This window comes from Curtobacterium sp. WHRI 8282 (assembly GCF_040223925.2).
Taxonomy (GTDB): domain Bacteria; phylum Actinomycetota; class Actinomycetes; order Actinomycetales; family Microbacteriaceae; genus Curtobacterium; species Curtobacterium flaccumfaciens.
Window position 1 is genome coordinate 836,714 of the sequence record NZ_JBEHCD020000001.1, and the last position, 23,063, is coordinate 859,776.

The window sequence follows — 23,063 nt, forward strand, 5'->3', positions numbered from 1 at the left end:
GGCTGCCGCCGCGACCGCGTGACGGGCGTCGGGGCTCAGGAGCAGTCGGCCTTCGTGAAGGTCGTGTCGACGGTCTTCGACGAACCCTCGAACTTGTAGGTGTACCGCATGTCGACGTCCTCGTCGAGGAGCTTCTTCGTCTCGCTGTTCGAGCAGAGGTTCGGCCCGACGGCGTCGCGGATGGCCCCCTCGGTGATCGAGGCCGGGTCGACGTTCGACGACACCGTGTAGTCGTAGTGGATCGCGGCGCCCTCGGCCTCGATCCCGGTCCACGTCGTGACGGAGTCGACCTGCTTGGGCAGGTCGCTCTGCTCGCGGATCTGCTCGACGGCCTTCGAGACCTTCTCTTCCGTGGAGTCGCTGAAGGCCGCGTTGAGGCCCTGGCGGACGAGGAACGCCACCACCACGGCCACGACGACGCCGAGCACCGAGATCAGGACGCGCTTGCCGCGGGAGGACGACTTGGGCGGGGGTGCGTAGGGAGCGGCTCCGGCCGGGGCCTGGTAGGGCTGGCCGGCGGGCTGCTGCTGCTGGTACGGCTGGCCGACGGGCTGCTGCTGCTGCTGCTGCTGCTGCGCGTAGGGCTGGCCGGCGGGCTGCTGCTGGGGCTGGCCGGCGGGCTGCTGCGGGTACTGCTGACCGGTCGGCTGGCCCGTGTTCGGCTGGCCCGTGTTCGGCTGCCCGTCGTTCGGCTGCGGCTCGGACCCCGGGTAGGGCGGCGGCGTGTTCGTCATGGTTCCCCCTGGTGACGGTCCGCGGCGTGACACCGTGGTGCGGTGCCGGGGTCCCTCCCCGACACGGGCCGCGGACACTGAACGGCCATTCAAGCACGCGTCAGGCGGATCGGCGTGCCGCCCAGCGCCCTTCCGACCGCAGGATCGCGAGCGGGAAGTCGAACGCGTGCGACACCGCCGACGACGTGATGACCTCGTCCGAGGTGCCCTGGGCAACGACGGCGCCGTCACGGAGCAGCATCGCGTGCGACGTCGAGGCCGGCAGGTCCTCCAGGTGGTGGGTCACCATGACGCTCCCCAGCTCGGGGTGCCGGTGCCGCAGCGCGTCGACGGTCTCGAGCAGGTGCTCCCGTGCGGCGACGTCGAGGCCGGTCGCCGGCTCGTCGAGCAGCAGCAGCTGGGGTTCGGACATCAGAGCGCGGGCGATGAGGGCGCGTCCCCGCTCACCCTGCGACAGCACCGGCCAGCGGGCGTCCCGTCGTGCGCTGAGTCCGACGTCTGCGATGTGCTGCTCGGCCAGCGCGACCTGCTCGGCCGAGGGCTCCCACCGCATCATGAGGTCCGTCGTGCCGGTCAGCCCGGTGAGCACCGTCTCGAGCACCGTGAGCGGCGAGAGCATCCGGTGCCGAGGGTCGACGTGGCCGATGTGCTCCCGGAGTTCGCGGACGTCGACGCGTCCGAGGCGGCGACCGAGGACCTCGACCGTGCCGGCGGTGGGGTGCCCGGTCGCGCCGAGGACGGCCAGCAGCGTGGACTTGCCGGCACCGTTCGGTCCGAGCAGCGCCCAGTGCTCCCCGCGCCGGACGGTCAGGTCGACGTCGTGCAGCAGGTCGCGGCCGGAGCGCGTGACGCGGACCCCGGTGGCGTGGATCAGGACGTCGTCGTGCGCGTCGGTCATGACCCCATCGTGCCCCACCGCGCCGTGACGTCGTCCACGTGCGCCCGTGCGACGTCGACGAACAAGCGAGCTGCGAGCCGAGCGGTCCCGACGGCACCGCTGCCGGCGGTGGCGTCGAGCGAGAGCCAGAGTGCCTCCGCGTCCCACTGCCGGAACGCCGGAGCCTCGGGCAGTGCGTACGCGAGCCTGGACATCACGAGGCGCAGCGCCGCACGCGTCCAGCGGTTGCCGGACTGCTCGGACAGGAACCGGGTGACGGCGAAGGCGCTCTCGGTGTAGCGGTGGTCGCGGACCTGGCCGTCGGCGCGGGCGCGTTCCACCAGCCGGTGGAACTCGTCGAGCGCCGGACCGTCGAGGCCGGGCAGGACGCGGACGGTCGCGTGGGCGAACACCCCGCTGATCAGCTCCATCGTGTCGCGCCAGGTGGTGAGCGACGGCTCGACGACACGGTACCCACCGCCGCCGCCCTCGACCAGGCCGAGGTCGTGCAGCCACCGGACCGCTTCGAGCACCGCCTGGGGCGGGGCTCCTGTCCGGACCACCAGGCCCTCGAGCGAGTGCGTCGAGCCCGCTGGCAGCGAACCCGAACGCACGTCGCGGAGGAGCGCGCGGTGCACGGCACCCGCGCGCCGTTCGGAGGCGTCATCGGCCGGTCGACTGGTCCGGGGGACCCCGATGTTCCGGCGGTGGACGTCGAACAGATCGTCAAGTACCTCGGCTGCCGCGGTGGCGTCGGCCGGGTCGCCGGTGTCCAGCGCCCGGGTGGACGTGGTGAACCAGGCGTCGACGTCGTGGACCGACCAAGCCCGGGTCGGCACGCGGGCCCAGCGCAACCGCTCGAACGCCCGATGGCCGAGGTCGCGGACCAGGGCGTTCGGGCAGTGGTCGAACCAGAACTGGCAGGTGGCGGAGAAAGCCGTGGGGCGCTCCGGCAGCCGCAGGGCCGCGGTCAGTGCGGCACGTGCGACCAAGCGCTCGTACTCGCCGCGCTGCTCGGCGGTGAGCGTCGGGATCGTGGTCCGGAGCGCCGGGCCGATCAGCGCGATCCAGTCGTCGAGCGCATCCGACAGGTCGGCGTCGGACAGTTCCTCGTACAGCCACGTGTCGTCCGGACGTCGGGTCAGTAGCCCCAGGTCCTCCAGACGTGCGGCCGCACCCCGCACGTGGCCGTGCGGGACGGCCCATGCCCAGCGCATCGCGTCGAGGTCGACGGCGACGGGTCCGCGGGGCCCGGCGCGGACATGGGCGAGCAGCGCCTCGTACGCGTCGTCGTTCGACGCCGCCCACGGGTCGGCGTCACCCCACTCGCCGTCGACCACGGGGATCAGCCGCGGTCGGCGCGGACCGCCTCGATGTGCTGTTCGAAGTTGCGGGTGAGGGCGCGTCCGGCCTCGGCAGCGCCTTCGCCGTCGCGTTCGGAGAGGGCTTCGTGCAGGATCGAGAAGAACGCCTCGGATCCGTACTGCTCGAACGCCGGCGTGGGGTTGAGCGTGAAGCGGACCCGCTCCATGGCGCCGACGGCCGCGTTCTGCACCAGGGGGTTCCCGGAGTGCTCGACGGCGAACTCGATGATCTCGGTGAGGGCGCCGCTGAAGCCGTAGTCCCGCACCTTGCGCATGCGGTCGGCCTTGTCGAGCAGCACGGTGAGGGCGTCGACGTCCTCGTCGCTGTACTCGGGGACGCCCCAGCGCAGGCTGAGCTCGAAGAACCCGGCGGTCGCGCGGGTCGCGATGACCCAGTCCTCGAAGGTCGGGGTGGCGACGCGGGTGTACCGGTTCGCCTCCATCTCGACCAGGCCGATGTCGACGAGCTTCGCGATCGCCTCGCGGATCGGGGTGCGACTCACACCCAGCCACTGGACCAGCTCGTCGTCGTTCAGGCGCTCGCCGTGCTGCAGTGTGCCGTCGCGCAGGGCCGCGAGCATCTTGTCGTAGACGACGTCGCGCAGGAGCTTCCGGGGAGAACTCTCCACGGTGGACTTGGGGACCGGCATGTCATCTCCTCGAGGACGAAATCGACACTCGAAATCCTAGCGTGCCAATATGCAAACGTTTGCTAAATCAACCGCTGGAGAAGCTTTCCGGATCAGCCCGCCACGGCGACGACCGTCCGGCCGTGCACCCGGCCTGCGACGACCTCGGCTCCCACCGCGATGGCCTGCTCGGGCGTGACCGTGCGGGTGACGTCGGCCAGGAGCGCCGCGTCGAGGTCGGTCGCGAGCCGGTCCCACGCTCGACGTCGGAGCTCGAGCGGGGCATCGACGGAGTTGATCCCGAGCAGCGAGACCGACCGCAGGATGAACGGCAGCACGGTCGTCGGCAGCGCTGCGTCCTGCGCCAGCCCGCACGCCGTCACCGCACCGCCCCACCTGGTCGAGGCCAGGACGTTCGTCAGCGTGGCCCCGCCGACGCTGTCCACCGCTCCGGCCCAGGTGGCGCGCTGCATCGGCTTGCCCGGCTCGGACAGGGTGCCGCGGTCGATCACCTCGGTTGCCCCGAGTCGGCGGAGCGAGTCCGTGTTGGCGGCGCGACCGGTCGACGCCGTGACCCGGTACCCGCGGGCCGCCAGCAGTGCGATCGCCACGGTGCCGACGCCGCCGGATGCCCCGGTCACCAGCACCGGCCCGTCGTCCGGTGCGACGAAGCGCTCGAGCGCCAGCACACTGAGCATCGCCGTGAACCCCGCGGTGCCGATGGCCGCCGCGAACGAGTCGTCGATCGCCTCGGGCAGTACGACGAGCGACGCGGACGGCACCACGGCCTGCGTTGCCCAGCCCCCGTGCCGGGTCTCACCCAGGCCAGCGCCGTTCAACACCACCCGGTCACCGATCGCGACCTCGTGCACGCCCGGCCCGAGCCCCGACACCGTGCCGACGACGTCGATCCCCGGCACGAGTGGATCGAGCCGGGCGACACCGGGGTTCCGTGCGAGGGCCAGGCCGTCCTTGTAGTTGACGCTCGAGTAGGTGACGTCGACGAGGGCCTCGCCCTCGGCCGGATCCGGCAGGTCGACGTCGGTGACGGTGGGCGGGGCTGTACTGGACACGAGGACGGCGCGGGTCATGCGCCGGACGCTACCCCGGGCCTCCCGGCGGCCTGCCCGTTCTTTCCCAGAACGCGCGCGATGCCTGGTGGATTCGGGCGTACCGGGGCAGAACATCCGACCAGGTACGCCCGGTTCGCCCAGGTACGCCCGATCTGACCCGGCGCAGAGTCGGCGCGCCCAGCAACCTGTCCGTTCTTTCCCAGAACGCGTGCGATGCCTGGTGGATTCGGGCGTACCGGGTCAGAACATCCGACCAGGTACGCCCGATTCGACCAGGTACGCCCGAAACCGCCCAGCCCAGCCCCGCCCCGACCCCAGCCCCGCCCCGACCCCGCCCCCAGCCCGCCCCACTCAGCCGAACATGATGGCGGCCTCGTCGAACCGCGCCTGCGGGACGGTCTTGAGCTCGCCGAGCGCCTCCTCGAACGAGACGTGCTCGATCTCGGTGCCCCGCAGCGCCACCATCCGGCCCCAGCGCTCCTCGACTACCGAGTCGATCGCCGCCAGCCCGAGCCGGGTCGACAGCACCCGGTCGTACGCGGTCGGCGTGCCACCGCGCTGGATGTGCCCCAGGGTCGTGGCCCGCGTCTCGATGCCCGTCATCTCCTCGATGAGCGGCGCGAGGCGCTCGCCGATGCCGCCGAGCCGCGGGCGCCCGAAGGCGTCGAGCCCGCGCTCCGTGTGCGCCGTGTCCTCGTGGTCGGGGACGAAGCCCTCGGCCACCACCACGAGCGGTGCGCGACCGCGGTCGTAGGCGGCCCGCACCCACTTCGCGATCTGTTCCATGCTCGTCTTCTGCTCGGGGATGAGGATCGCGTGCGCGCCCGCGGCCATGCCGGAGTGCAACGCGATCCAGCCCACGTGCCGGCCCATCACCTCGGCGACCATGCAGCGCGAGTGCGACTCACCGGTGGTGCGCAGGCGGTCCATCGCCTCGGTCGCGATGGCGACGGCGGTGTCGAAGCCGAACGTGTAGTCGGTCGCGCCCAGGTCGTTGTCGACCGTCTTCGGCACGCCCACGATCTTCAGGCCGGCGTCGGTCAGGCGCTTCGCGGCGGCCAGGGTGCCCTCGCCGCCGATCGCCACGATCGCGTCGATGCCGTGCCGCTGCAGGGTCGCGGAGATGTTCTCGAACCCGCCGTTGGGGCCCTCGAACGGGTTCGTGCGGCTGGTGCCGAGGATCGTGCCGCCCTGCTTCGCGATGCCCTGGATGTCCTTGCGGCCGAGCGGGACGATGTCGCCGTCGACCACCCCGCGCCACCCGTCGCGGAAGCCGACGAAGTCGTGTCCGTAGATGGCGATGCCCTTGAGGACGATCGCGCGGATGACCGCGTTCAGGCCGGGGCAGTCGCCTCCGGAGGTGAGGATGCCGATGCGCATGGTGAACTTCCGTCGTCGGGTGGTGGGGATCAGTGCCCATCATGACTGACGGTGGTTCCGCATTACCATCCCCGTGTGTCCCTGCTCGCTTCCGCCGCCGTCGACGCCGCTGGTGCGTCCGGTGACGCGTCTCGCGTCGACACGGTGTACCGGCCTGGAGGCGCGGTGGACGTCGCGTCGACCCTGCGGCCCCTGCAGCGCGGCTCCGGCGACCCGGCCTTCCAGGTGGTCGGCGGCGTCGTGTGGCTCGCGCTGCGCACGCCCTCCGGTCCCGCTTCCGTGGCGATCCGGCGTGCCGGCGACACCATCGCGGTGTCGGCGTGGGGCAGCGGAGCCCCGTGGGCGGTCGAGCACGCCCCCGATCTGCTCGGACGCGGCGACGACTGGTCGTCGTTCGACGTCTCCGGCAACGAGTTCCTCGCCGCGGCACGACACCGGCAGCCCGGGCTCCGGCTGCTCCGCACGAACACCGTGGTCGCGATGCTCGTGCCGGCGATCATGGAGCAGAAGGTGACCTCGCGCCAGGCGTGGGGCGCGTGGCGGTACCTGCTCCGTCGGCACGGCACCCCGGCGCCCGGTCCGGCACCCGCGGGCATGATGGTGCCGCCGGACGCTCCGACGTGGGCGCGGATCCCGAGCTGGGAGTGGCACCGGGCGGGCATCGAACCGGGGCGCTCGGCCACCGTGATGCGCGCCGTGAAGCTCGCGCCGGCACTCGAACGGACCCTGGTGCACGGCCGCGGCGGCGAGGTCGTCTCCACGAAGCTGCAGTCGATCCCCGGGGTCGGTCGGTGGACCGCCGCCGAGACCGCGCAGCGCTCCCACGGTGACCCGGACTCGCCGAGCGTGGGGGACTTCCACGTGCCGGCGCTCGTCGGGTGGGCGCTGACCGGTGCCCCCGTGGACGACGACGGGATGCTCGAGCTGCTCGAACCCTGGCGCGGGCACCGGGAGCGTGTCGTGCGGTTGATCGGCGGCTCCGGGTTCCGGAAGCCGTCGTTCGGGCCGCGGATCACGATCCAGGACCACCGGGGGCACTGAGCGCGTCTGTCGGGCGGGTGTGTATGGGTCCGCAAAACACCGGTGTTCGCGCTTTGCACACCGGCACGTGGGTGTTCGGAGTGCGAACACCGGTGTCCCGCAGGGCGTCAGGGGTGACGGGTGCCCTCGCCCGCCAGCACGGCGCGGTAGCCCTCGCGGAACGTCGGGTACCGCGGTGTCCATCCCGTCGACCGGAGCAGCGCGTTCGACAGGCGCTTGTCGCCGCCGGCCTGCCGCGCGTCACCGTCGCCCGTCGACGGCTCGGCGACGTGGAGTTCCTCGGCCAGGAACCGCAGCACGTCGTCCAGCCGGCTCGGTTCGTCGTCGGTGCCCAGGTAGAGCGGTGCCGGGTCCGGCAGGGCCGCCAGGTGCACGAGCGCTGCGGCAGCGTCGTCGCGGTGGATGCGGTTCGTGTGCGGTGAGGTCCCCTGCGCCAGCCGTGCGGCACCGGACCGGACCTGGTCGATGAGCCGCTCGCGGCCCGGACCGTAGACGCCCGACAGCCGGACCAGCACGGCGCCGGGAGCGCGTTCGCGCAGCAGGACCTCGGCCTCGACCAGGACCTCGGCGGTCGGGGTCGCACCGCGCGCCGGAGTTTCCTCGGTGACCTCGCTGCCGTCCGAGACGTCGTACACGGCGGTCGAGGACACGACGAGCACCCGGGGGTCGGCGTCCGAGGCGTCGATGCCGTCGAGCACGTTGCGCAGCCCGTCGACGTAGGTGGCGCGGTACTCGTCGACGTCGCGGCTGCCGGCGGCGAAGGCCACGACGACGACGCTCGTGTCGGCCGGGATCTCGGGGACCTCGTGTCGAAGGTCGACGCTCCGGCCGGTGATCGGCGCGGGGATCAGCTCGGCGCGGCGGCGGAGTCCGATCACGTGGTGGCCCAGGTCGGCGAAGCGCAGGCCGGCTTCGGTCCCGAGGTCGCCGCATCCGGCGATGACGACTGTCGTGGAGTTCTGCACGGCTCGACCTTGGCACGGTCTCATGGTGGAAGGCGGGGAGCTTGGTGATAATGGTTCTCAACTGGACGATCACCGTCCGGTCTTCTCGACAGGAGTTCCATGTCCCCTCGATCCCTGCGTCTCCTCCCCGCGCTCGTCCTGGCCGGGCTCGTCCCCCTCATCGCCACCGCGATCGCCGTCCCCGCGTCGGCTGCACCCGCCGTGACACGGACCGCCCACCACAGCTGGCTCGTCACGGCTGACCCGACGGCGAAGCGCGTGTACGTCAACGACGCCGTGACCGGTCGGCGGACCGCCACCCTGAGCGGGATCGAGTTCGGCACCCACGCGGGCTCCGTGCAGCTCGGCCACGGGCGGATCGCGTTCATGGACGAGTCGAAGCCGCAGCTCGACGTCATGGCGATCGGTCCCCGCGGCACCGCGCGGATCGCGCAGCACTACGCGATCCCCAACGCCGACGGGCGCTGGGAGCGTGCCGGCTGGTTGTCGACCGACACCGCACGCCGGCACCTGGCGGTCGGCTCCGACTTCGACGGCTCCGAGCGGCAGCGGGTCACGGTCATCGACCTGCAACGGAAGGTGGAGCGCACCGCCCGGATCGACACCTCGACGGTGCAGCTCGCCACGACGGGCAAGCGCGGCACCGAAGAGGTCGAGACGTTCCTGGTCGGCAGCCCCCTGCGCCTGGTCGTCACCGCGGGCGGACGCCTCGACGCCTACTCCGTGTCCGCGATCATGCGCGGCGCGACGCACCCGCGCCCCGTCGCGACCACGCCCCTGGGTGCCTACCCGCACGGCCCGATCGTGAACGCCACCGGGACCGTGATCGGGTCCGACCTGGCCGCCGGCGTGCAGACCGTCCGGGTGACGCGGACCGGCTTCACGGGCTCCCGGTCCGTCGCGTACCCGAAGCCGAGCGTGCAGAGCTACCGGCCCCGCATGGCGCCGGACGGGACGACCGTGGTCGGCACCCAGGCCGGCAGCACGGCTGCGGGCACCCCGTGGAACGCCGTCCCCGCGTACCTGACCACCTCGTCGACGTCCTCGAGCAGGATCCGCAGCGTCGACCTCGGCACCGGGTCCTTCACCCGTGTCGCCGTCACCGCCCGGTTCGCCGCCGTCGCGCTGACGTCGGGCACCGGAGACTCGCTCGTCCTGGTGCGGAAGCAGGCCGACGGCGTCTACTCCGGCCGGACGACCTCGGTCCCGCTCACGCCGTTGCGCAAGGGTCCCGTCGCCGGACAGCCGGCCACCGGGGCCTCGGTGCGGTTCACCGCGGCGACCGACGACGGCCGCAGTGTGTTCGTGACGCGGGGTGACGAGGGGGAGATCACCCAGATCGACACCACCGGCACGAAGCCCTCCGTGCTCCGCACCATCACGCTGCCGACGGCGCTCGCCGGGGGCGGGTACCTGACGACGGTCGACCCGACGGTGCGTCCCTACGACCTCAGCGGTCGCTGACCGGCCGACCTGCCGGCGGGCCGAACCGCTGACTGACCGCCCGACCAGCCGCCGACCGCCCATCGGGGTGGTCGGCGGCTAGGGTCCTGGTGTGATCGTCTGGTTGAACGGAACCCACGGGGCGGGGAAGACGACGACGAGCCGACTGCTCCAGCCGCTGCTGCCCGGCTCGCGGATCCTCGATGCTGAGAAGGTCGGCGAGGTGCTGATGGACGTCACGCCGGGGCTTCCGGCCAGCGACAACTTCCAGCACTGGGATCCGTGGCGGCCGCTCGTGGTCGAGACCGCTCGTCGGGTGCACGACTACGTGGGCGGGCCGCTCATCATGCCGATGACGGTCCTGGTCGAGGCCTACTGGCGGGAGATCGCCGCGGGGCTCGCGGACCACGGGATACCGATCCGGCACTTCGTGCTGCACGTCGACGGGCCGACGCTCCGCGACCGGATCCAGAACGATCAGATCGTGGGGCCGTCGACGTTCCGGTTCGCGTACGTCGACGCCTACGCCGAGGCGGCGCGCGGCTGGCTGCACGCCGAGGCCGAGGTCATCGACGCGACCGAGGCTCCCGCCACCGAGGTCGCCCGGGCCGTCGCGGACGCGGTGACGTCAGAGCGCTGACAGCACGAGCGCCCGGAGACCAGGGGCCTCCGGCTGCGCGTGGTCGACCAGCACCGCCCGCATCCCGGCTGCCCGGGCACCGGCCACGTCGCGCTCGGGGTCGTCACCCACGAAGAGACAGTCCGCCGGGTCGACGTCGAGCTGTGTTGCCAGGGCGTGGAAGGCGCGGACGTCCGGCTTCTGGAACCCGATGCGTTCCGAGATGCAGACGACGTCGAACGCGTCGGCCAGGCCGGTCCGAGCGAGCTTGTCGAGCTGCTGGGTCTCCGTGCCGTTCGTCAAGAGACCGAGGCGGTGTCCGAGGTCGCGTAACTCGTGCAGCAGCGGCAGGGTCTCGGGGATGAGCCGCCAGGCCTCGCGGTACGCACGCAGGTAGTCGTCGAACACGGCATCCAGGCCGGTATCGTCCCCGGGGACCGCGACGCCCAGTTGCGGCAAGACCGTGCGGAGCCGTGCGCGTCGCTGATCCTGGAAGCCGATCACCCCGGATCGCCAGCGCTCGAACTGCTCGTCCTCGGCGGTGAACCAGGCGCCGATCGCTGCCTCCGTGACCTCGACGCCCAAACCCTGGAGGAACCGGGTCACGCCCACGCGAGCGGACCCGCGGTGGTCGAACAGCGTCCCGTCCAGATCGAAGCAGATCGCTCGCGGAGTCGCCACGCGCCCAGGCTACGGCCCGTTCGACCAGTGGGAACGGCCGGGAGCGGCACGGCTCTGTCCGCCGCACGCAGCCCCGGGGTTCGCCACCGCCTGGATCATGCCGGAGACTGGTGCGGGTCGCTCACGAAGCTGCCCGCCCCACCACCAGCAAGGAAGGCTCCGCATGCCCGAGCTCCCCGTCGTGTTCGAAGTCGGCTCGATGATCGCCCTGGTCGCGATCCTGCTCGCCGACCTGCTCATCGTCGCGCGTCGCCCGCACGTGCCGACGCTGCGCGAATCCGGCATCTGGGTGGGCATCTACGTCGGGCTCGCACTGGTCTTCGCGGTGCTCATGCTGGTCTTCGCCGGTGGCGACTCCGCCGGGCAGTTCCTGGCGGGCTGGCTCACCGAGTACAGCCTGAGCATCGACAACCTGTTCGTGTTCGTCATCATCATGGCGCGCTTCTCGGTGCCGAAGAAGATCCAGCAGGAGGTGCTGCTGCTCGGCATCATCATCGCGCTCGTGCTCCGCGGGATCTTCATCCTGGTCGGCGCGCAGCTCATCGAGAACTTCTCGTGGATCTTCTACATCTTCGGCGCCTGGCTGATCTGGACGGCGATCCAGCAGCTCCGCGGCGAGGACGAGGACGACCAGAAGGACACCTTCATCGTCCGGCTGCTCCGCCGTCGGGTCCGTCTCACCGACACGTACGACGGCATGAAGTTCCGCACCCACCACGACGGTGTCCGGCACTTCACGCCGCTGCTCATCGTGCTCATCGCGATCGGTACCACCGACCTGCTGTTCGCGCTCGACTCGATCCCGGCGATCTTCGGCATCACCGAGAGCCCCTTCATCGTGTTCACCGCGAACGTCTTCGCGCTGATGGGTCTGCGCCAGCTCTACTTCCTGCTGGGCGGACTGCTCGAGCGTCTGGTCTACCTGAAGTACGGCATCGCCGTGATCCTGGCCTTCATCGGCGTGAAGCTCGTCCTGCACGCGCTGCACGACAACGAGCTGCCGTTCCTGAACGGCGGCCACCACATCGAGTGGGCGCCGGAGATCAACACGTGGGTGTCCCTGCTGGTGATCGTCGCCGCGATGGCCGTGTCGACGCTGGCGAGCCTCGTCCGGATGCGCGGCGAGACCCCGGCCGCCGACGCCGTGACCGCGGACGACACAGCGGCGGACGACGACCGCGCCGACCAGGACCGCGCCGACCAGGACCGCGCCCGCACCTCCGACTGAAACCCGTTTGAACGATCCGCCCGGCCGTCTCGTCGTCTGGGTATGGCACTCCGCAAACGCACCAAGGTCATCATCGGGATCTCCGCCGGCGTCGTCGTCGTGGCGGCAGCAGCCGTCATCGCCGGCCCGGTCATCTACGCGAACACCGTCAACGGCGAGGCCGCCGCAGCCCCCTCGCTGCCGGCGTCCTCGTCCGGCACCCTCGACGCGAAGGACGCCGACGGCACCTGGACCAGCAAGAGCAGCTCGTACGCCGGGTACCGGGTGCACGAGGTCCTGCAGGGGAATGATGTGAACGTGGTCGGTCGCACGAAGGACGTCAAGGGCACCGCCGTCGTCGACGGCGGCTCCCTCACCAAGGCGACCGTCACCGTCCAGGTCGGCAAGATCAGCACCCCCGAAGCGGCCCGCGACGAGTACTTCCGCTCCACCGCGCTGCAGACCGACAAGTACCCCACTGCCACGTTCGAGCTGACGAAGCCCGTCGACGTCAAGAAGGCGCTCGACGGCTCCACGCAGGACGTCACCCTGACCGGCACGATGGACCTGCACGGCGTCGAGAAGCCGGTCACGGCCGACGCGCAGGTCGCGGTCGGCAAGGGCGGGACCGTCCAGGTCGCCGGCACCGTGCCGATCACCTTCGCCGACTACGGCGTGAAGGCCCCGTCGCTCGGCTTCGTCACCGTGGACGGGAAGGGCTCCGTCGAGTTCTCCCTCGACCTCGGGAAGTGACCGTGACGAGTCGTTCCGCGGACGAGCTGCTCGCGACGCTGTACCGCGAGCACGGTGACGCGCTCACGCGGTACGTCCGGCACCTCACGCGGGACGGCTCGACGGTCGAGGACGTCGTGCAGGAGACGATGGTCCGCGCCTGGCAGCGTCCGGCCGTGCTCGAACGGGCACCCGACAGCGCGCGGGCGTGGCTCTTCACGGTGGCGCGCAACCTGGTGGTCGACGACGCGCGGTCGGCACGCAACCGCCGCGAGCAAGGCACCGAGCACCAGGTCGAACGGATCGAGTCGGACAGCACGGACGCCGTGCTGGACCGGATCGTGGTCGCCGACGCACTCGCGTCGCTGACCCCGGACCACCGCCGCGTGGTGGTGGACGCGTACTGGCTCGGGCACACGGTGCCGGAGATCGCACGGCGACACGACATCCCGGAGGGCACCGCCAAGTCGCGGTTGCACTACGGGCTGCGAGCCCTCCGGCTCGCACTGCAGGAACGAGGAGTGACCCGATGAGCGACGACAAGTACGCGGAGTGGGATGCGGCGTACGTCCTGGGGTCGCTCCCGGCCGGTGAACGGCTGGAGTACGAGCGGCACCTCGAGACGTGCGACCGCTGTGCGGCCGCCGTCGCCGAGCTGGTCGGTCTGCCGGGGCTGCTCGGCAAGCTGCCGGCCGACCAGGCGATCGAGATCGCAGAACCGGACGGGAGGCCCGACACCCGTTCCGAGAGCGACCTCGCCTCCGTCGCGCACCGCGTCCGACACCGTCGCCGCCGTCGCCGGGTCTGGGTCGCCGCCACCGCGGGGCTCGCGGTGGTCGCCGCCGTCCTGGGCGGGCTCGCGGTCGGTGCCGCGGGGGAGCGCACCACGGTGCAGGCCGGTGCCGCTCCGACGGCAGCTGCCACCGCCGACCGCTACGACATGACCGGCGTGCAGGGACTCGACGTCCAGCTCGCCATCAGCGGCGAACAGTGGGGCACCCGCTTCGACTGGGGGTGCTCGTACGGCGGCAAGGAGTGGTCGCCGGACGGGTCGATCCTCTACGACCTCGTCGTCGTCCGGACGGACGGCACGACGCAGACCGTGGGGTCGTGGACGGCTGCCGGCGCGGACGCACGAGGGCTGTCGGCGTCGACGGACATCCCGCGGGACGACATCAAGAGCGTGCAGGTCCGGCTGCGCGGTGAGCGCGGCGCGCTCGCCGTCGTCACGCTCTAGCCGACGTCGGCCTCGTCCGAGGCGTCGTCGGGGCCGATGGCCTCCTGGACGCGCGCACTGACGGACCGCAGCGTCTCGGCGTCGGTCCCCACGGGCCTCCAGAACAGGTCCTCGAGCGCGCCGGTGTGTGCGCGGATGCCGGCGAGCACCGCGCGACGGCCGTCCGCGGTCATCACCACCCAGCTGCCGCGGGCGTCGCTCGGGCAGTCCGCCCGCTCGACCAGGCCGCGGGAGACCATCCGCGTGACCTGGTGGCTGACGCGCGACTTCTCCCAGCCGATGCCCGCGGCGATGTCCCGGACGCGCAGACGGTGGTCGGGGTCGCGGTGCAGGCCGATCAGGATCTCGAACTCGGGGACCGAGATGCCGGCGCCCGCCTGGACGGCCCGGTCGAGCGCTCGGTCGAGTCGTCGCCAGACGTCGTGGTACGCGTCCCAGGTGGCCCAGTCGTGGCCACCGTTGCCCTCCGTCGACATGCCGACCAGCGTATCCACCGGGCGGACGGTCGGACCGCGCAGCGACCCCTTTCATCCGCTCGGATGACTCCTGGCCGACGTACGGCGTGCTCCGAGGTCGCGTCGGACGTGCGGCATACGATCGGGGGATGCCGAGTGCTCGCCTCCAGGACACCACCGATGACGCCGTCGCGCTCGTGCGCCGGTGGCTGGCGGCGTCCGCCGGGGTGAAGCCCGACCCGGGCGCGGTCCGTCTGGCCGAGGTCCTGCGCGACGAGCAGGGCCTCGACTTCACCCGGGGTTTCGTGGACAAGGTCGTCCGCCCCGAAGACCCCCGCGTGGCGGCACGGAACCTCGAGCAGCTGAGCCGTGACGTCCCCGACTTCCTCGCCTGGTACCTGCGCGGGGCGGTGACGCTCGGCGGAGGGTTCGCCACCATGGCGCCGTGGGCCGTGATCCCGACCGCGCGCCGGATCCTGCGCCGGATGACCGGGCACCTGGTCATCGACGCGAGCACGAGCAAGCTCGGCCCGGCCCTCGCCAAGGTCCGCGGTCCGGGCACGCGACTGAACGTGAACCTGCTCGGCGAAGCCGTCCTCGGCAGCGCCGAGAGCGACCGACGCCTGCAGGGCACCATGGACCTGCTCGCCCGCGACGACGTCGACCACGTGTCGATCAAGGTGAGCTCCGTCGTCCCGCAGACCTCGCCGTGGGCCTTCGACCAGACGGTCGAGCGCGTCGTCGACCGGCTCGTCCCGCTCTACCGCCTGGCCGCGGCGCCGACGGCCGCCGGACGCCCGGCCAAGTTCATCAACCTCGACATCGAGGAGTACCGAGACCTCGACGTCACCCTCGCCGTGTTCCGGGCGCTGCTCGACCGTGACGAGTTCGCCGACCTGCAGGCCGGCATCGTGCTGCAGGCCTACCTGCCCGACGCCGCGGGAGCGCTCGACGCGCTGACCGAGTGGGCGCAGGAACGCCGGGCGCGCGGCGGTGCCCCGATCACGGTGCGGCTCGTCAAGGGCGCGAACCTCGCCATGGAGCACGTCGACGCGATCCTGCACGGGTGGCCCCTCGCCACCTGGGGCAGCAAGCGCGAGACCGACACCGCCTACCTCCGGATGCTCGACGCCGCACTGACGCCGGAGCGCACCGACGCCGTGCGGATCGGGGTCGCCGGGCACAACCTGTTCGACCTCGCCACCGCGTGGGTGCTCGCGCAGCGCCGCGGGGTCACCGACGCCGTCGACGTCGAGATGCTGCTCGGCATGGCGTCCACCCACGCCCAGGCCGTCCGGGCCGACGTCGGCCAGATCCTGCTCTACACGCCCGTCGTGCAGCCGGACGAGTTCGACTCGGCCATCGCGTACCTCGCCCGGCGCCTGCAGGAGAGCGCGAGCCCCGAGAACTTCATCGCCGCCGCAGCCGACATCGACCACGACGCCAGCGTCTTCGAGCGGGAGCACAGCCGGTTCCTGGCGTCCGTCGCCGCACTCGACGAGCCCGTCCCCGCCACCCACCGCACGCAGGACCGCCACCGTGCCCTCGGCGAACCGGTCCTGCGCGACGCGTTCCACAACGCCCCCGACACCGACCCGTCCGTCGCCGCGAACCGGGCCTGGGCGCTCGACGTCCTGCGCCGGGTGCCGCGCTCGCAGCTCGGCGCACAGACGATCCGCGGCGCGAAGGTCGCCGACCGGTCCAAGCTCGAGCGGATCATGGCGCGGACCGCCCAGGCCGGCGTGAACTGGGGGCGGCAGGACCCGTCCGACCGCGCCGAGCTCCTCGACCTCATCGGGCACGAACTCGAGACCCGCCGCGCCGACCTGATCGAGGTGATGGCCGCCGAGACGGGCACGACCTTCGCCGAGGCCGACGCCGAGGTGACCGAGGCCGTCGACGCCGCCCACTACTACGCCGAGAGCGCCCGGCGCCTCGGTGACGTCGAGGGCGCGCAGTACGTGCCGCCGCGGCTGACCGTCGTCGTGCCGCCGTGTAGCTCCCCGGTCGCGATCCCCGCCGGTGGCGTGCTGGCGGCGCTCGCCGCGGGCAGCGGTGTCGTGCTCAAGCCCGCGCCCGAGGCGAAGCGCTCCGGTGCCGTGCTCGCCGACGTGCTCTGGGACGCCGGGGTGCCGCACTCGCTGCTGCAGCTCGTCGACCTGGCCGAGGACGAACTCGGCCGCGACCTCATCGGCCACCCCACGGTCGACCGCATCATCCTGACCGGCTCGTCCGACACCGCCCGCTCGTTCCGCTGGTGGCGTGCCGGACTGCCGCTCACCGCCGAGACGAGCGGCAAGAACGCCATCGTCGTCACGCCGAGCGCCGACCTCGACCTGGCGGTGCAGGACATCGTGCAGTCCGCCTTCGGGCACGCCGGACAGCAGTGCTCGGCGGCGTCCCTCGTGATCCTGGTCGGGTCCGTGGGTGAGAGCGAGCGCTTCCAGCGGCAGCTCGTCGACGCCACCCGCACGCTCCGGGTCGCGTGGCCGGACGACCCCACGGCGCAGGTCGGCCCGCTCGTCGCCGAACCGCAGGGCACGCTCCGCCAGGGACTGACCGAGCTCGGGCCGGGGGAGTCGTGGCTCGTGCAGCCCGAGGCGGTCGACGACTCCGGCCGGCTCTGGTCGCCGGGCATCCGGGACGGCGTCCGACCCGGCAGCGACTTCCACCAGACCGTGTACTCCGGCCCGGTGCTCGGCATCATGCGCGCCGAGACCCTCGAGCAGGCGATCGCCATCCAGAACGGCACCGACTTCGGGCTGGCGGCGGGCATCCACTCGCTCGACGTCGACGAGGTGTCCGAGTGGCTGGCACGGGTCCACGCCGGCAACCTGTCCGTCAACCGCGGCATCACCGGTGCCGTCGTGGGGCGCCAGCCGTTCGGTGGCTGGAAGGGTTCCTCGGTCGGCACCGGCACCAAGGCCGGCGGCCCGATGTACGTCGCGACCCTCGGGCGCTGGCAGCCCACACCCCGGACCGTGCACAAGAGCATCCAGCTGCACGGCCTGCCCCCGCGTGTCACCGCGGTGATCGAGGCCGCGCGCACCGGGCTGTCGTTCGAGGAGTTCGACCGTGTCCGCGCCGGAGCCCTGAGCGACGTGCATGCACGAGAGACGCTCTTCCGGTCGCGGGACCTGTCCGGGCTCGTGGTGCAGCGGAACGTGCTGCGCCACCGACCCCAGTCCGTCATCGTGCGCCAGGCCGAGGACGCCTCGACCGTGGACCTCGTCCGGACGCTCGTCGCCGCGACCTCGGCACGCGCGCACATCCTGCTCAGCACGGCTCGGCCGCTGCCGGGCCCGCTCACGCAGCTGCTCGCGTCGAACCGGTCCCCGCTCGACGTCGTCGACCACCTGGTCGAGTCCGACCAGGAGTTCCACGCCCGCGCGTCGTCGGGAGCCGTGTTCCAGGCGGACTGGTCCACCGACCAGGACGACCAGCCGGTCGACGCGCTCGAGGCCGTGCTGTCGCAGGGGCAGGACCGGCCGGCCCACACGGCGTTCGGTGGTCCCGGTGCCCGGATCCGGTTGCTCGGCGGTGACCCGCTCGCCCTCGAAGAAGCCCTGGGTGCGAGCATCGACGTCGCGATCCACGACGCCCCCGTGGTCGAGGCCGGTGTGATCGAGATGCTGCCGTACCTGCGTGAGCAGTCGGTGTCGATCACCGCGCACCGGTTCGGCGACGTCGACAGCGACTTCTCCGAGCTGCGCGTCTAGGCGCGTCGCGCGTCGGGCGCGTTCCGCTTCGCGCGTTCCGCTTCGCGCGTTCCGCTTCGCGCGTTCCGCTTCGTGAGCAGAAGAGGTCGGGTTCCCAGACGGGACCCGACCTCTTCTGCTCACGAAGTGCCCCGAGGATCAGTCCTCGGCGTCACCCGCGTCTTCGTCCTCGACACCGGTCTCGTCCATGCGGTCCCGCAGGTGGTCCGCCATCGCGCCGGCGCCCTCACCGGCGTGGTCGTGGTCGACCTGCTCGATCAGGCCCTGCAGCTTCTCGTGGTTCGTGGCATCGGTGGCACCGTCCATGACGGGCTCGGTCTGCTCGTTGTCGCTCATGCCCCGGACGCTACGCCGCGGTTGCTGCGGAACGGTAGTGGAGCTCGACCGCCCCGCCGTCGAACTGCGTGGTGCCGACGAGCTCGAACACCGGGGTCGGTGCGGCGACCGGCAGCAGGGGAGCTCCGCCGCCGAGTGCGACCGGCATCACGGTGACCCGCAGCTCGTCGAGGATGCCCGCCTGCTGGTACTGCGCCGCGAGCAGTCCGCCGCCGACGACCCAGACGTCACGCCCGGCGGCCTCGCGCTCGAGGTCGGCCTGGTGGTCGCCGACCTCGTCCGAGACGAAACGCACGTCGACGCCGTCGGGCACCGGCAGGTCTCGGGTCGTGAACACCCACGTCGCCAGGTCCGGGTACGCCCACGTGTCGTCGTGCTCGAGCAGCCACTCGTACGTCGTCGAGCCCATCGCGATCGCGCCGACGCCGGCGAAGAACCGGTCGTGGTGCTCCTGGAACGGCTCGAACCCGAACTGCAGCAGCCAGTCGAGGTCGTCGTCGGGCGCAGCGACGAAGCCGTCCAGCGAGGACGCGACGGAGTAGATCGTGCTCATGCCGGCGACGCTACCGAGCACCCCCGACAGGAGTCAGCGCCGACCGCTGCGACCGACGACCGCTGCCTCGGCGACCGCGAGCACCGCGGCGATCCAGAACTGGTCGAGCGCGATCCGGCGTCGACGGGGGTCGGCGACGGCCAACGGCACCATCGTCGCGCCGTGCAGGGCGTCCACGACGGCACTCAGGGTGTGCGCGTTGCCGGAACCAGCTCGCGCGACGAGCGCAGCCTGTGCGAGCTGTCGGACCCCGAGCACGCCGTGCAGCACGGCCTGGTCCGACCCTCGGGCCGCACGGCTCAGGTGCCACAGGCCGAGCCCGGCACGGGCCAGCTCGACGACGGCTGCCCCGTTCACGGTCGACGACCGGCGGCTCATCGTCGGCGTCCCGCGACGAGTGCAGCGGCACCGGCCGCGCCGAGCACCGCCCCGATGATGCCGTTGCCGACCCGGCGGTGCTCCACCCACCAGGTCTGCGGCGACCAGGCATGCGCTGACTCGTCGAAGACCCCGTGCGCGCCGTGGTCGCCCGGAACCGGCTCGTACAGGTTGTCCCGCATCTCGAGGCCGTCCTTGTCGGGGGCCTGCTGCCCGTCGACCAGGGTCTTGGCGGCGTACCAGTCGGCGAAGCGTCCGCTGATCCGGTTGCCGAGGATCGTGTAGACCGTCGACTCGCCCACCCAGGTGCGGCTGCGCGGTCGTTCGGCCACGGCGGCGATGGCGCGGGCGCCGACCTCGGGCTGGTAGATCGGGGCGACCGGCTGCGGGTGGTGCGGCAACTTCGACTTCACCCACTGGAACTGGATCGTGTTGAGAGCCGGCATGTCCACGCGGGACACCTTGACCTTGCTGCCCTGTTCGCGCAGCTCGGAGACGACGGACTCGGTGAACCCGACGATCGCGTGCTTCGCGCCGCAGTACGCGGCCTGCAGCGGGATCCCGCGGAACCCGAGCGCCGAACCGACCTGGATCACGTGCCCACGACCTCGGGGGACCATCCGCGACAGCGCCGACCGGGTGCCGTTCACGAAGCCGAGGTAGGTCACGTGCAGCGCTCGCTCGAAGTCCTCCGGGGCGGTGTCGAGGAACTTCCCGAACACTCCGACCATCACGCCGTTCACCCACAGGTCAATCGGTCCGAGCTCCCGCTCGACCCGGTCGGCCGCGGCCTCGACGGCGTCGCGGTCGGAGACGTCGGCGACCAGGGCCAACCCGCGTCGCCCGGCTGCCTCGACCTCGGCGACGGCGGCGTCGACGCCCTCCTGCCCGCGGGCCAGGACGGCCACGTCCCACCCCCGTGCGGCGAGCTCCCGGACGGTCGCCCGTCCCAGTCCTGCGGATCCACCGGTCACCACTGCCACTCGAGTCATGGCTCCCTTGTACCTGCGGTCGACCGTGCACCACTCAGCCGCTGTCCCCCGATGCGGCAGCAGCCGTGCCTCAGCGCCCCCGACCGAACCGCGTCGTGACCCCCGGCGAGTAGAGCACCGAGTCCGGCTCGAGCTCGGTCAGCCCGAAGGGCAGCCCGGCAGCTCCGACCAGGTCGTCCCGCAGCGACACGACCGAGGCCCGGTGCAACGGCCACGACTCGTGCTCGTTCGGCCAGAACCGCGTCCGTCCCGCCCGGTGCACGTGCATGCCCCACCGCGCCGTCAGGAACGTCTCGAGCGGCCCCGGCTCGTCGAGCACCTCGCCCACACGGACGTCGAGCATCGACCGCAGGTGGGTGCCGTGCCGCCGCATCGCGTACCCCACGCGGCCGTCACCGCTGCGCGACTCCGCGACCGCCCACCGGTACGGCAGGCCGGTCGCGACGCGTGCACCGATGGTCGGCAGGAGCTTGCCGGCGTCGAGTGACAGGAACACCACCCCACGCTGCCCCTGCTCGTCGACCGTGTAGACGCGGACGTTCAGCTCGACGAAGTCGCCGATGCTCCCGGTCGAGAACGGCGGGAACCGGGTGTCCTCGAACCGGAACGCGATGAGGCCCACCCAGGTGGTCGCCCCGTCGTCGGTGCCGTCGAGCGCCATCGTGTCGGGCCGCGTGCCGGCCGGCAGCAGCGGGGCCACCGCCGACACGTCGACGCGCCAGTGCACGAAGACGACGTCGAGCCAGTCCTGCGAGATCCAGGGGCGGCCCGGCAGACCGGGGGCCACGGCCTGGAGGCCCGGGGTCACGTGAGTGGGTCGGGTGTCGGTCACGATGTGGTCGCCTCCGGTTCGATGTGGGCTGCGACGGGTGCGTCGTCCCACCCCTGCTGCGGGGTGTCGCAGGTGCCGCGGAACACGTACTGCGAGGGACGCTTCCGCTCGCTCGACGTCCAGTCGATGGCCGGCCGTCGTCGTTCCGGGGGCAGGTACCCGATCCGGTAGACGGCCATCAGCTCGAGCGACTCGGGCACGCGGAGCAGTCCCTCGATCTCCTCCCACGCGCCGGGGGTCTCCATCGGGAAGGACACGAACTGGATCCCCAGGCCGAGCTCGGTCGTCGCGAGCCAGATGTTCTCCATCGCCGCGCCCATGCTGAACACCGAGTAGAAGCCGGACAGCTCCTCCTTCCGGTACTCGTGGCGGTCGAGCATCACGCCGAGCAGCAGCGGTGACCCGGCGACGAGTTTCCGGTTCTCCTCACCCAGGGTCTGCGGCACCCGGAGTGTGTTCATGAGCAGCTGCCCGCGCTTCGTGAACACCTGCTTCGTGAACGGCCGCAGCGGCCCGGGGAGCTTGTCGAACAGCATGCCGTCGCGCCGCTCGTCCATCTCGGCCTTGGAGAACCGGAAGTACGGCTTGTACCGCTCGAAGAACGTGCCCTCGGCCATGGTGCGGGTCATCGAGCTGCCGCTGATCTCGGCGACGCGGTCGATCGTCTGGCGTTCCTCGATCAGCACGAAGCGCCACGGCTGGCTGTTGAGCTGCGACGGCGCCCGGCCGGCGAGCTCCATGAGCAGCCGCTGGTGCTCGTCCGACACCGGATCGGGCAGGAACGGCCCGTTCGTCGTGCGTCGTCGTCGGATGGCCTCGAACAGCTCCACTGCTCACCTCTCTGATCGCCTGCGTGCGAGCACGGCCCCCAGGTAGGACGGTGCGGCGGCGACCGCGACCCTCCAGTGTGCTCCGGAGCGCGGGTTCGTGCGTGGAGCGACCGCCAGCGGCACGAGTGCCGGCAGCAGGAACAGTGCGGTGCGGTCGCGCGTCCACGCGGGTGTGGTCGCCGCGACGCCGGTCAGGGTCGCGGTCACGACGAACAGGCCGTGGTGCACGACGCGGAGCTTCTTCGTGCGGATCAGCCGCACGGCGACCGCGGTGCCCCACAGGCAGTTCGCGACGTAGGCGACGCTCGCAGCGGTGACCAGCTGCCGGGCCGGGCGCGATCCCGTGGGTGCCGAGTCGCGCCTCCAGACCGTCTTCCGTCCCATGCGTGGGACGTTACGCGGTCTCTCGACTGACGAGCTTGGAGAGCACGATCGCGGAGCGGGTGTGGTCGACCTGGGGTGCGAGGCGGACCTTGTCGAGCGCCTCCTCGAGCGCGGACAGGTCCTTCGAGCGCATGTGCACGACGGCGTCGGCGCTGCCGGTGACCGTGCCGGCGTCGATGACCTCGGGGACGGTGTCGAGCAGGGCACGCAGCTCGTCGGGCGAGACGGTGCCGCGGCAGTAGAGCTCGACCCAGGCCTCGGTGCCGCGATCCTCGACGGCGGGGTCGACCTTGATCGTGAAGCCCTGGATGACGCCGTCACCGACCAGCCGGTCGACGCGGCGCTTGACGGCCGAGGCCGAGAGTCCGACCACCGACCCGATGTCGCCGTAGCCGGCGCGGGCGTTGTCCCGGAGCTGATCCAGGATGCGGTGGTCGAGCGTATCCATTTGTCCCCATCGTACGCGGACTTGTTGCGAGCCCGGTGGGTCTCGCGCACGAAACGTGCGTCACCCGAACGGGTGTCACGGTCCCGCAGGCGGGGGACTGCACTCGTCGGACGGTTCATGCCAGACTTCTGAGTGGCGTCGATGCATGAGTGTC

The 23,063-nt window shown here is 71.8% G+C and carries 25 protein-coding genes; 8 read left to right on the top strand and 17 right to left on the bottom strand.

Annotated elements, in window-relative coordinates:
- Positions 1 to 35: 35 nt before the first annotated feature.
- From ABRP24_RS04110 to ABRP24_RS04135, 6 genes are all read right to left on the bottom strand, one after another.
- Positions 36 to 734: a hypothetical protein gene (locus ABRP24_RS04110; RefSeq protein ID WP_349847546.1), complete on the bottom strand. Its 699-nt coding sequence runs from the start codon at positions 732 to 734 to the stop codon at positions 36 to 38.
- A 100-nt stretch (positions 735 to 834) separates the two neighbouring features.
- Complete coding sequence (locus ABRP24_RS04115) at positions 835 to 1,632, bottom strand: ABC transporter ATP-binding protein (RefSeq protein WP_138802278.1); 798 nt, start codon at positions 1,630 to 1,632, stop codon at positions 835 to 837.
- Positions 1,629 to 2,951, bottom strand: coding sequence for a hypothetical protein (locus tag ABRP24_RS04120; protein WP_349847544.1), 1,323 nt, complete (start codon positions 2,949 to 2,951; stop codon positions 1,629 to 1,631). The genes ABRP24_RS04115 and ABRP24_RS04120 overlap by 4 nt, the downstream gene beginning before the upstream one ends.
- A 5-nt stretch (positions 2,952 to 2,956) precedes the next feature.
- Positions 2,957 to 3,625: a GntR family transcriptional regulator gene (locus ABRP24_RS04125; protein ID WP_349847542.1), complete on the bottom strand. Its 669-nt coding sequence runs from the start codon at positions 3,623 to 3,625 to the stop codon at positions 2,957 to 2,959.
- A 92-nt stretch (positions 3,626 to 3,717) separates the two neighbouring features.
- A complete protein-coding gene (locus tag ABRP24_RS04130; protein WP_349847540.1) occupies positions 3,718 to 4,695 on the bottom strand; it encodes an MDR family oxidoreductase in 978 nt (325 codons plus the stop codon).
- A 333-nt stretch (positions 4,696 to 5,028) separates the two neighbouring features.
- Positions 5,029 to 6,057, bottom strand: a complete 1,029-nt coding sequence (locus ABRP24_RS04135; protein WP_111028748.1) for a 6-phosphofructokinase — start codon at positions 6,055 to 6,057, stop codon at positions 5,029 to 5,031.
- A gap of 75 nt (positions 6,058 to 6,132) precedes the next feature.
- Between ABRP24_RS04135 and ABRP24_RS04140 the strand changes: the two genes are divergently transcribed.
- Positions 6,133 to 7,098, top strand: coding sequence for a DNA-3-methyladenine glycosylase 2 family protein (locus ABRP24_RS04140; RefSeq protein WP_301566157.1), 966 nt, complete (start codon positions 6,133 to 6,135; stop codon positions 7,096 to 7,098).
- A 107-nt stretch (positions 7,099 to 7,205) separates the two neighbouring features.
- On the opposite strand, the gene ABRP24_RS04145 is transcribed toward ABRP24_RS04140, so the two are convergent.
- Positions 7,206 to 8,063, bottom strand: coding sequence for an NAD-dependent epimerase/dehydratase family protein (locus ABRP24_RS04145; protein ID WP_349847537.1), 858 nt, complete (start codon positions 8,061 to 8,063; stop codon positions 7,206 to 7,208).
- Between the two features lie 99 nt (positions 8,064 to 8,162).
- Here ABRP24_RS04145 and ABRP24_RS04150 point away from each other — a divergent pair, with 99 nt between their 5' ends.
- Both ABRP24_RS04150 and ABRP24_RS04155 read left to right on the top strand, forming a co-directional pair.
- Positions 8,163 to 9,527: a hypothetical protein gene (locus ABRP24_RS04150; protein WP_349847535.1), complete on the top strand. Its 1,365-nt coding sequence runs from the start codon at positions 8,163 to 8,165 to the stop codon at positions 9,525 to 9,527.
- A gap of 91 nt (positions 9,528 to 9,618) precedes the next feature.
- Positions 9,619 to 10,146: an AAA family ATPase gene (locus tag ABRP24_RS04155; RefSeq protein WP_301624029.1), complete on the top strand. Its 528-nt coding sequence runs from the start codon at positions 9,619 to 9,621 to the stop codon at positions 10,144 to 10,146.
- Here the strand turns inward: ABRP24_RS04155 and ABRP24_RS04160 are convergent.
- Positions 10,135 to 10,806 (bottom strand): HAD family hydrolase, encoded by a 672-nt coding sequence (locus tag ABRP24_RS04160; protein ID WP_349847533.1) that lies wholly within the window; start codon positions 10,804 to 10,806, stop codon positions 10,135 to 10,137. The two genes, ABRP24_RS04155 and ABRP24_RS04160, sit on opposite strands and share 12 nt — an antisense overlap.
- A 163-nt stretch (positions 10,807 to 10,969) precedes the next feature.
- Between ABRP24_RS04160 and ABRP24_RS04165 the strand changes: the two genes are divergently transcribed.
- From ABRP24_RS04165 to ABRP24_RS04180, 4 genes are read left to right on the top strand one after another with little or no spacing between them, the layout of a single operon-like run.
- Positions 10,970 to 12,034: a TerC family protein gene (locus tag ABRP24_RS04165; RefSeq protein ID WP_071245309.1), complete on the top strand. Its 1,065-nt coding sequence runs from the start codon at positions 10,970 to 10,972 to the stop codon at positions 12,032 to 12,034.
- 42 nt (positions 12,035 to 12,076) lie between these two features.
- Positions 12,077 to 12,766, top strand: coding sequence for a YceI family protein (locus ABRP24_RS04170; protein ID WP_349847531.1), 690 nt, complete (start codon positions 12,077 to 12,079; stop codon positions 12,764 to 12,766).
- Positions 12,763 to 13,278 (top strand): sigma-70 family RNA polymerase sigma factor, encoded by a 516-nt coding sequence (locus tag ABRP24_RS04175; RefSeq protein ID WP_349847529.1) that lies wholly within the window; start codon positions 12,763 to 12,765, stop codon positions 13,276 to 13,278. Before ABRP24_RS04170 ends, ABRP24_RS04175 begins: the two co-directional genes overlap by 4 nt.
- A complete protein-coding gene (locus ABRP24_RS04180) occupies positions 13,275 to 13,982 on the top strand; it encodes a zf-HC2 domain-containing protein (RefSeq protein ID WP_071245303.1) in 708 nt (235 codons plus the stop codon). The genes ABRP24_RS04175 and ABRP24_RS04180 overlap by 4 nt, the downstream gene beginning before the upstream one ends.
- Here ABRP24_RS04180 and ABRP24_RS04185 read toward each other — a convergent pair.
- Positions 13,979 to 14,458 (bottom strand): MarR family winged helix-turn-helix transcriptional regulator, encoded by a 480-nt coding sequence (locus ABRP24_RS04185; protein ID WP_111057257.1) that lies wholly within the window; start codon positions 14,456 to 14,458, stop codon positions 13,979 to 13,981. The genes ABRP24_RS04180 and ABRP24_RS04185 overlap by 4 nt on opposite strands.
- A gap of 128 nt (positions 14,459 to 14,586) precedes the next feature.
- On the opposite strand from ABRP24_RS04185, the gene ABRP24_RS04190 reads away from it, so the two are divergent.
- Positions 14,587 to 18,156, top strand: coding sequence for a bifunctional proline dehydrogenase/L-glutamate gamma-semialdehyde dehydrogenase (locus ABRP24_RS04190; protein ID WP_349847527.1), 3,570 nt, complete (start codon positions 14,587 to 14,589; stop codon positions 18,154 to 18,156).
- 138 nt (positions 18,157 to 18,294) lie between these two features.
- Here the strand turns inward: ABRP24_RS04190 and ABRP24_RS04195 are convergent, their stop codons facing one another.
- From ABRP24_RS04195 to ABRP24_RS04230, 8 genes are all read right to left on the bottom strand, one after another.
- Complete coding sequence (locus tag ABRP24_RS04195; protein ID WP_035809337.1) at positions 18,295 to 18,492, bottom strand: hypothetical protein; 198 nt, start codon at positions 18,490 to 18,492, stop codon at positions 18,295 to 18,297.
- Between the two features lie 10 nt (positions 18,493 to 18,502).
- The gene (locus tag ABRP24_RS04200) at positions 18,503 to 19,045 is read right to left on the bottom strand and encodes a dihydrofolate reductase family protein (protein ID WP_349847525.1); all 543 of its coding nucleotides are present in this window, start codon (positions 19,043 to 19,045) and stop codon (positions 18,503 to 18,505) included.
- Positions 19,046 to 19,078: 33 nt separating this feature from the next.
- On the bottom strand, positions 19,079 to 19,423 hold the full coding sequence (locus ABRP24_RS04205) for a hypothetical protein (protein WP_349847523.1): 345 nt from the start codon (positions 19,421 to 19,423) through the stop codon (positions 19,079 to 19,081).
- Positions 19,420 to 20,415: an SDR family oxidoreductase gene (locus ABRP24_RS04210; RefSeq protein WP_027467045.1), complete on the bottom strand. Its 996-nt coding sequence runs from the start codon at positions 20,413 to 20,415 to the stop codon at positions 19,420 to 19,422. Before ABRP24_RS04210 ends, ABRP24_RS04205 begins: the two co-directional genes overlap by 4 nt.
- Before the next feature lie 70 nt (positions 20,416 to 20,485).
- Positions 20,486 to 21,247, bottom strand: a complete 762-nt coding sequence (locus ABRP24_RS04215) for a YqjF family protein (protein WP_301566168.1) — start codon at positions 21,245 to 21,247, stop codon at positions 20,486 to 20,488.
- On the bottom strand, positions 21,244 to 22,077 hold the full coding sequence (locus ABRP24_RS04220; RefSeq protein ID WP_071245291.1) for a nitroreductase family protein: 834 nt from the start codon (positions 22,075 to 22,077) through the stop codon (positions 21,244 to 21,246). Before ABRP24_RS04220 ends, ABRP24_RS04215 begins: the two co-directional genes overlap by 4 nt.
- 3 nt (positions 22,078 to 22,080) lie before the next feature.
- Positions 22,081 to 22,461 carry a hypothetical protein gene (locus ABRP24_RS04225; protein WP_111234288.1) on the bottom strand — a complete coding sequence of 127 codons (381 nt, stop codon included), beginning with the start codon at positions 22,459 to 22,461 and terminating at the stop codon, positions 22,081 to 22,083.
- A gap of 10 nt (positions 22,462 to 22,471) precedes the next feature.
- Entirely contained in the window at positions 22,472 to 22,909 is a 438-nt protein-coding gene (locus ABRP24_RS04230) for an Lrp/AsnC family transcriptional regulator (protein ID WP_017887694.1), read from the bottom strand.
- Between the last annotated feature and the right edge of the window lie 154 nt (positions 22,910 to 23,063).

Coding starts and splice junctions, on each gene's coding strand:
- ABRP24_RS04110 (WP_349847546.1), bottom strand. CDS start 734: ATGACGAACACGCCGCCGCCCTACCCGGGGTCCGAGCCGCAGCCGAAC.
- ABRP24_RS04115 (WP_138802278.1), bottom strand. CDS start 1,632: ATGACCGACGCGCACGACGACGTCCTGATCCACGCCACCGGGGTCCGC.
- ABRP24_RS04125 (WP_349847542.1), bottom strand. CDS start 3,625: ATGCCGGTCCCCAAGTCCACCGTGGAGAGTTCTCCCCGGAAGCTCCTG.
- ABRP24_RS04130 (WP_349847540.1), bottom strand. CDS start 4,695: ATGACCCGCGCCGTCCTCGTGTCCAGTACAGCCCCGCCCACCGTCACC.
- ABRP24_RS04135 (WP_111028748.1), bottom strand. CDS start 6,057: ATGCGCATCGGCATCCTCACCTCCGGAGGCGACTGCCCCGGCCTGAAC.
- ABRP24_RS04150 (WP_349847535.1), top strand. CDS start 8,163: ATGTCCCCTCGATCCCTGCGTCTCCTCCCCGCGCTCGTCCTGGCCGGG.
- ABRP24_RS04165 (WP_071245309.1), top strand. CDS start 10,970: ATGCCCGAGCTCCCCGTCGTGTTCGAAGTCGGCTCGATGATCGCCCTG.
- ABRP24_RS04170 (WP_349847531.1), top strand. CDS start 12,077: ATGGCACTCCGCAAACGCACCAAGGTCATCATCGGGATCTCCGCCGGC.
- ABRP24_RS04180 (WP_071245303.1), top strand. CDS start 13,275: ATGAGCGACGACAAGTACGCGGAGTGGGATGCGGCGTACGTCCTGGGG.
- ABRP24_RS04185 (WP_111057257.1), bottom strand. CDS start 14,458: ATGTCGACGGAGGGCAACGGTGGCCACGACTGGGCCACCTGGGACGCG.
- ABRP24_RS04190 (WP_349847527.1), top strand. CDS start 14,587: ATGCCGAGTGCTCGCCTCCAGGACACCACCGATGACGCCGTCGCGCTC.
- ABRP24_RS04195 (WP_035809337.1), bottom strand. CDS start 18,492: ATGAGCGACAACGAGCAGACCGAGCCCGTCATGGACGGTGCCACCGAT.
- ABRP24_RS04200 (WP_349847525.1), bottom strand. CDS start 19,045: ATGAGCACGATCTACTCCGTCGCGTCCTCGCTGGACGGCTTCGTCGCT.
- ABRP24_RS04205 (WP_349847523.1), bottom strand. CDS start 19,423: ATGAGCCGCCGGTCGTCGACCGTGAACGGGGCAGCCGTCGTCGAGCTG.
- ABRP24_RS04210 (WP_027467045.1), bottom strand. CDS start 20,415: ATGACTCGAGTGGCAGTGGTGACCGGTGGATCCGCAGGACTGGGACGG.
- ABRP24_RS04225 (WP_111234288.1), bottom strand. CDS start 22,461: ATGGGACGGAAGACGGTCTGGAGGCGCGACTCGGCACCCACGGGATCG.
- ABRP24_RS04230 (WP_017887694.1), bottom strand. CDS start 22,909: ATGGATACGCTCGACCACCGCATCCTGGATCAGCTCCGGGACAACGCC.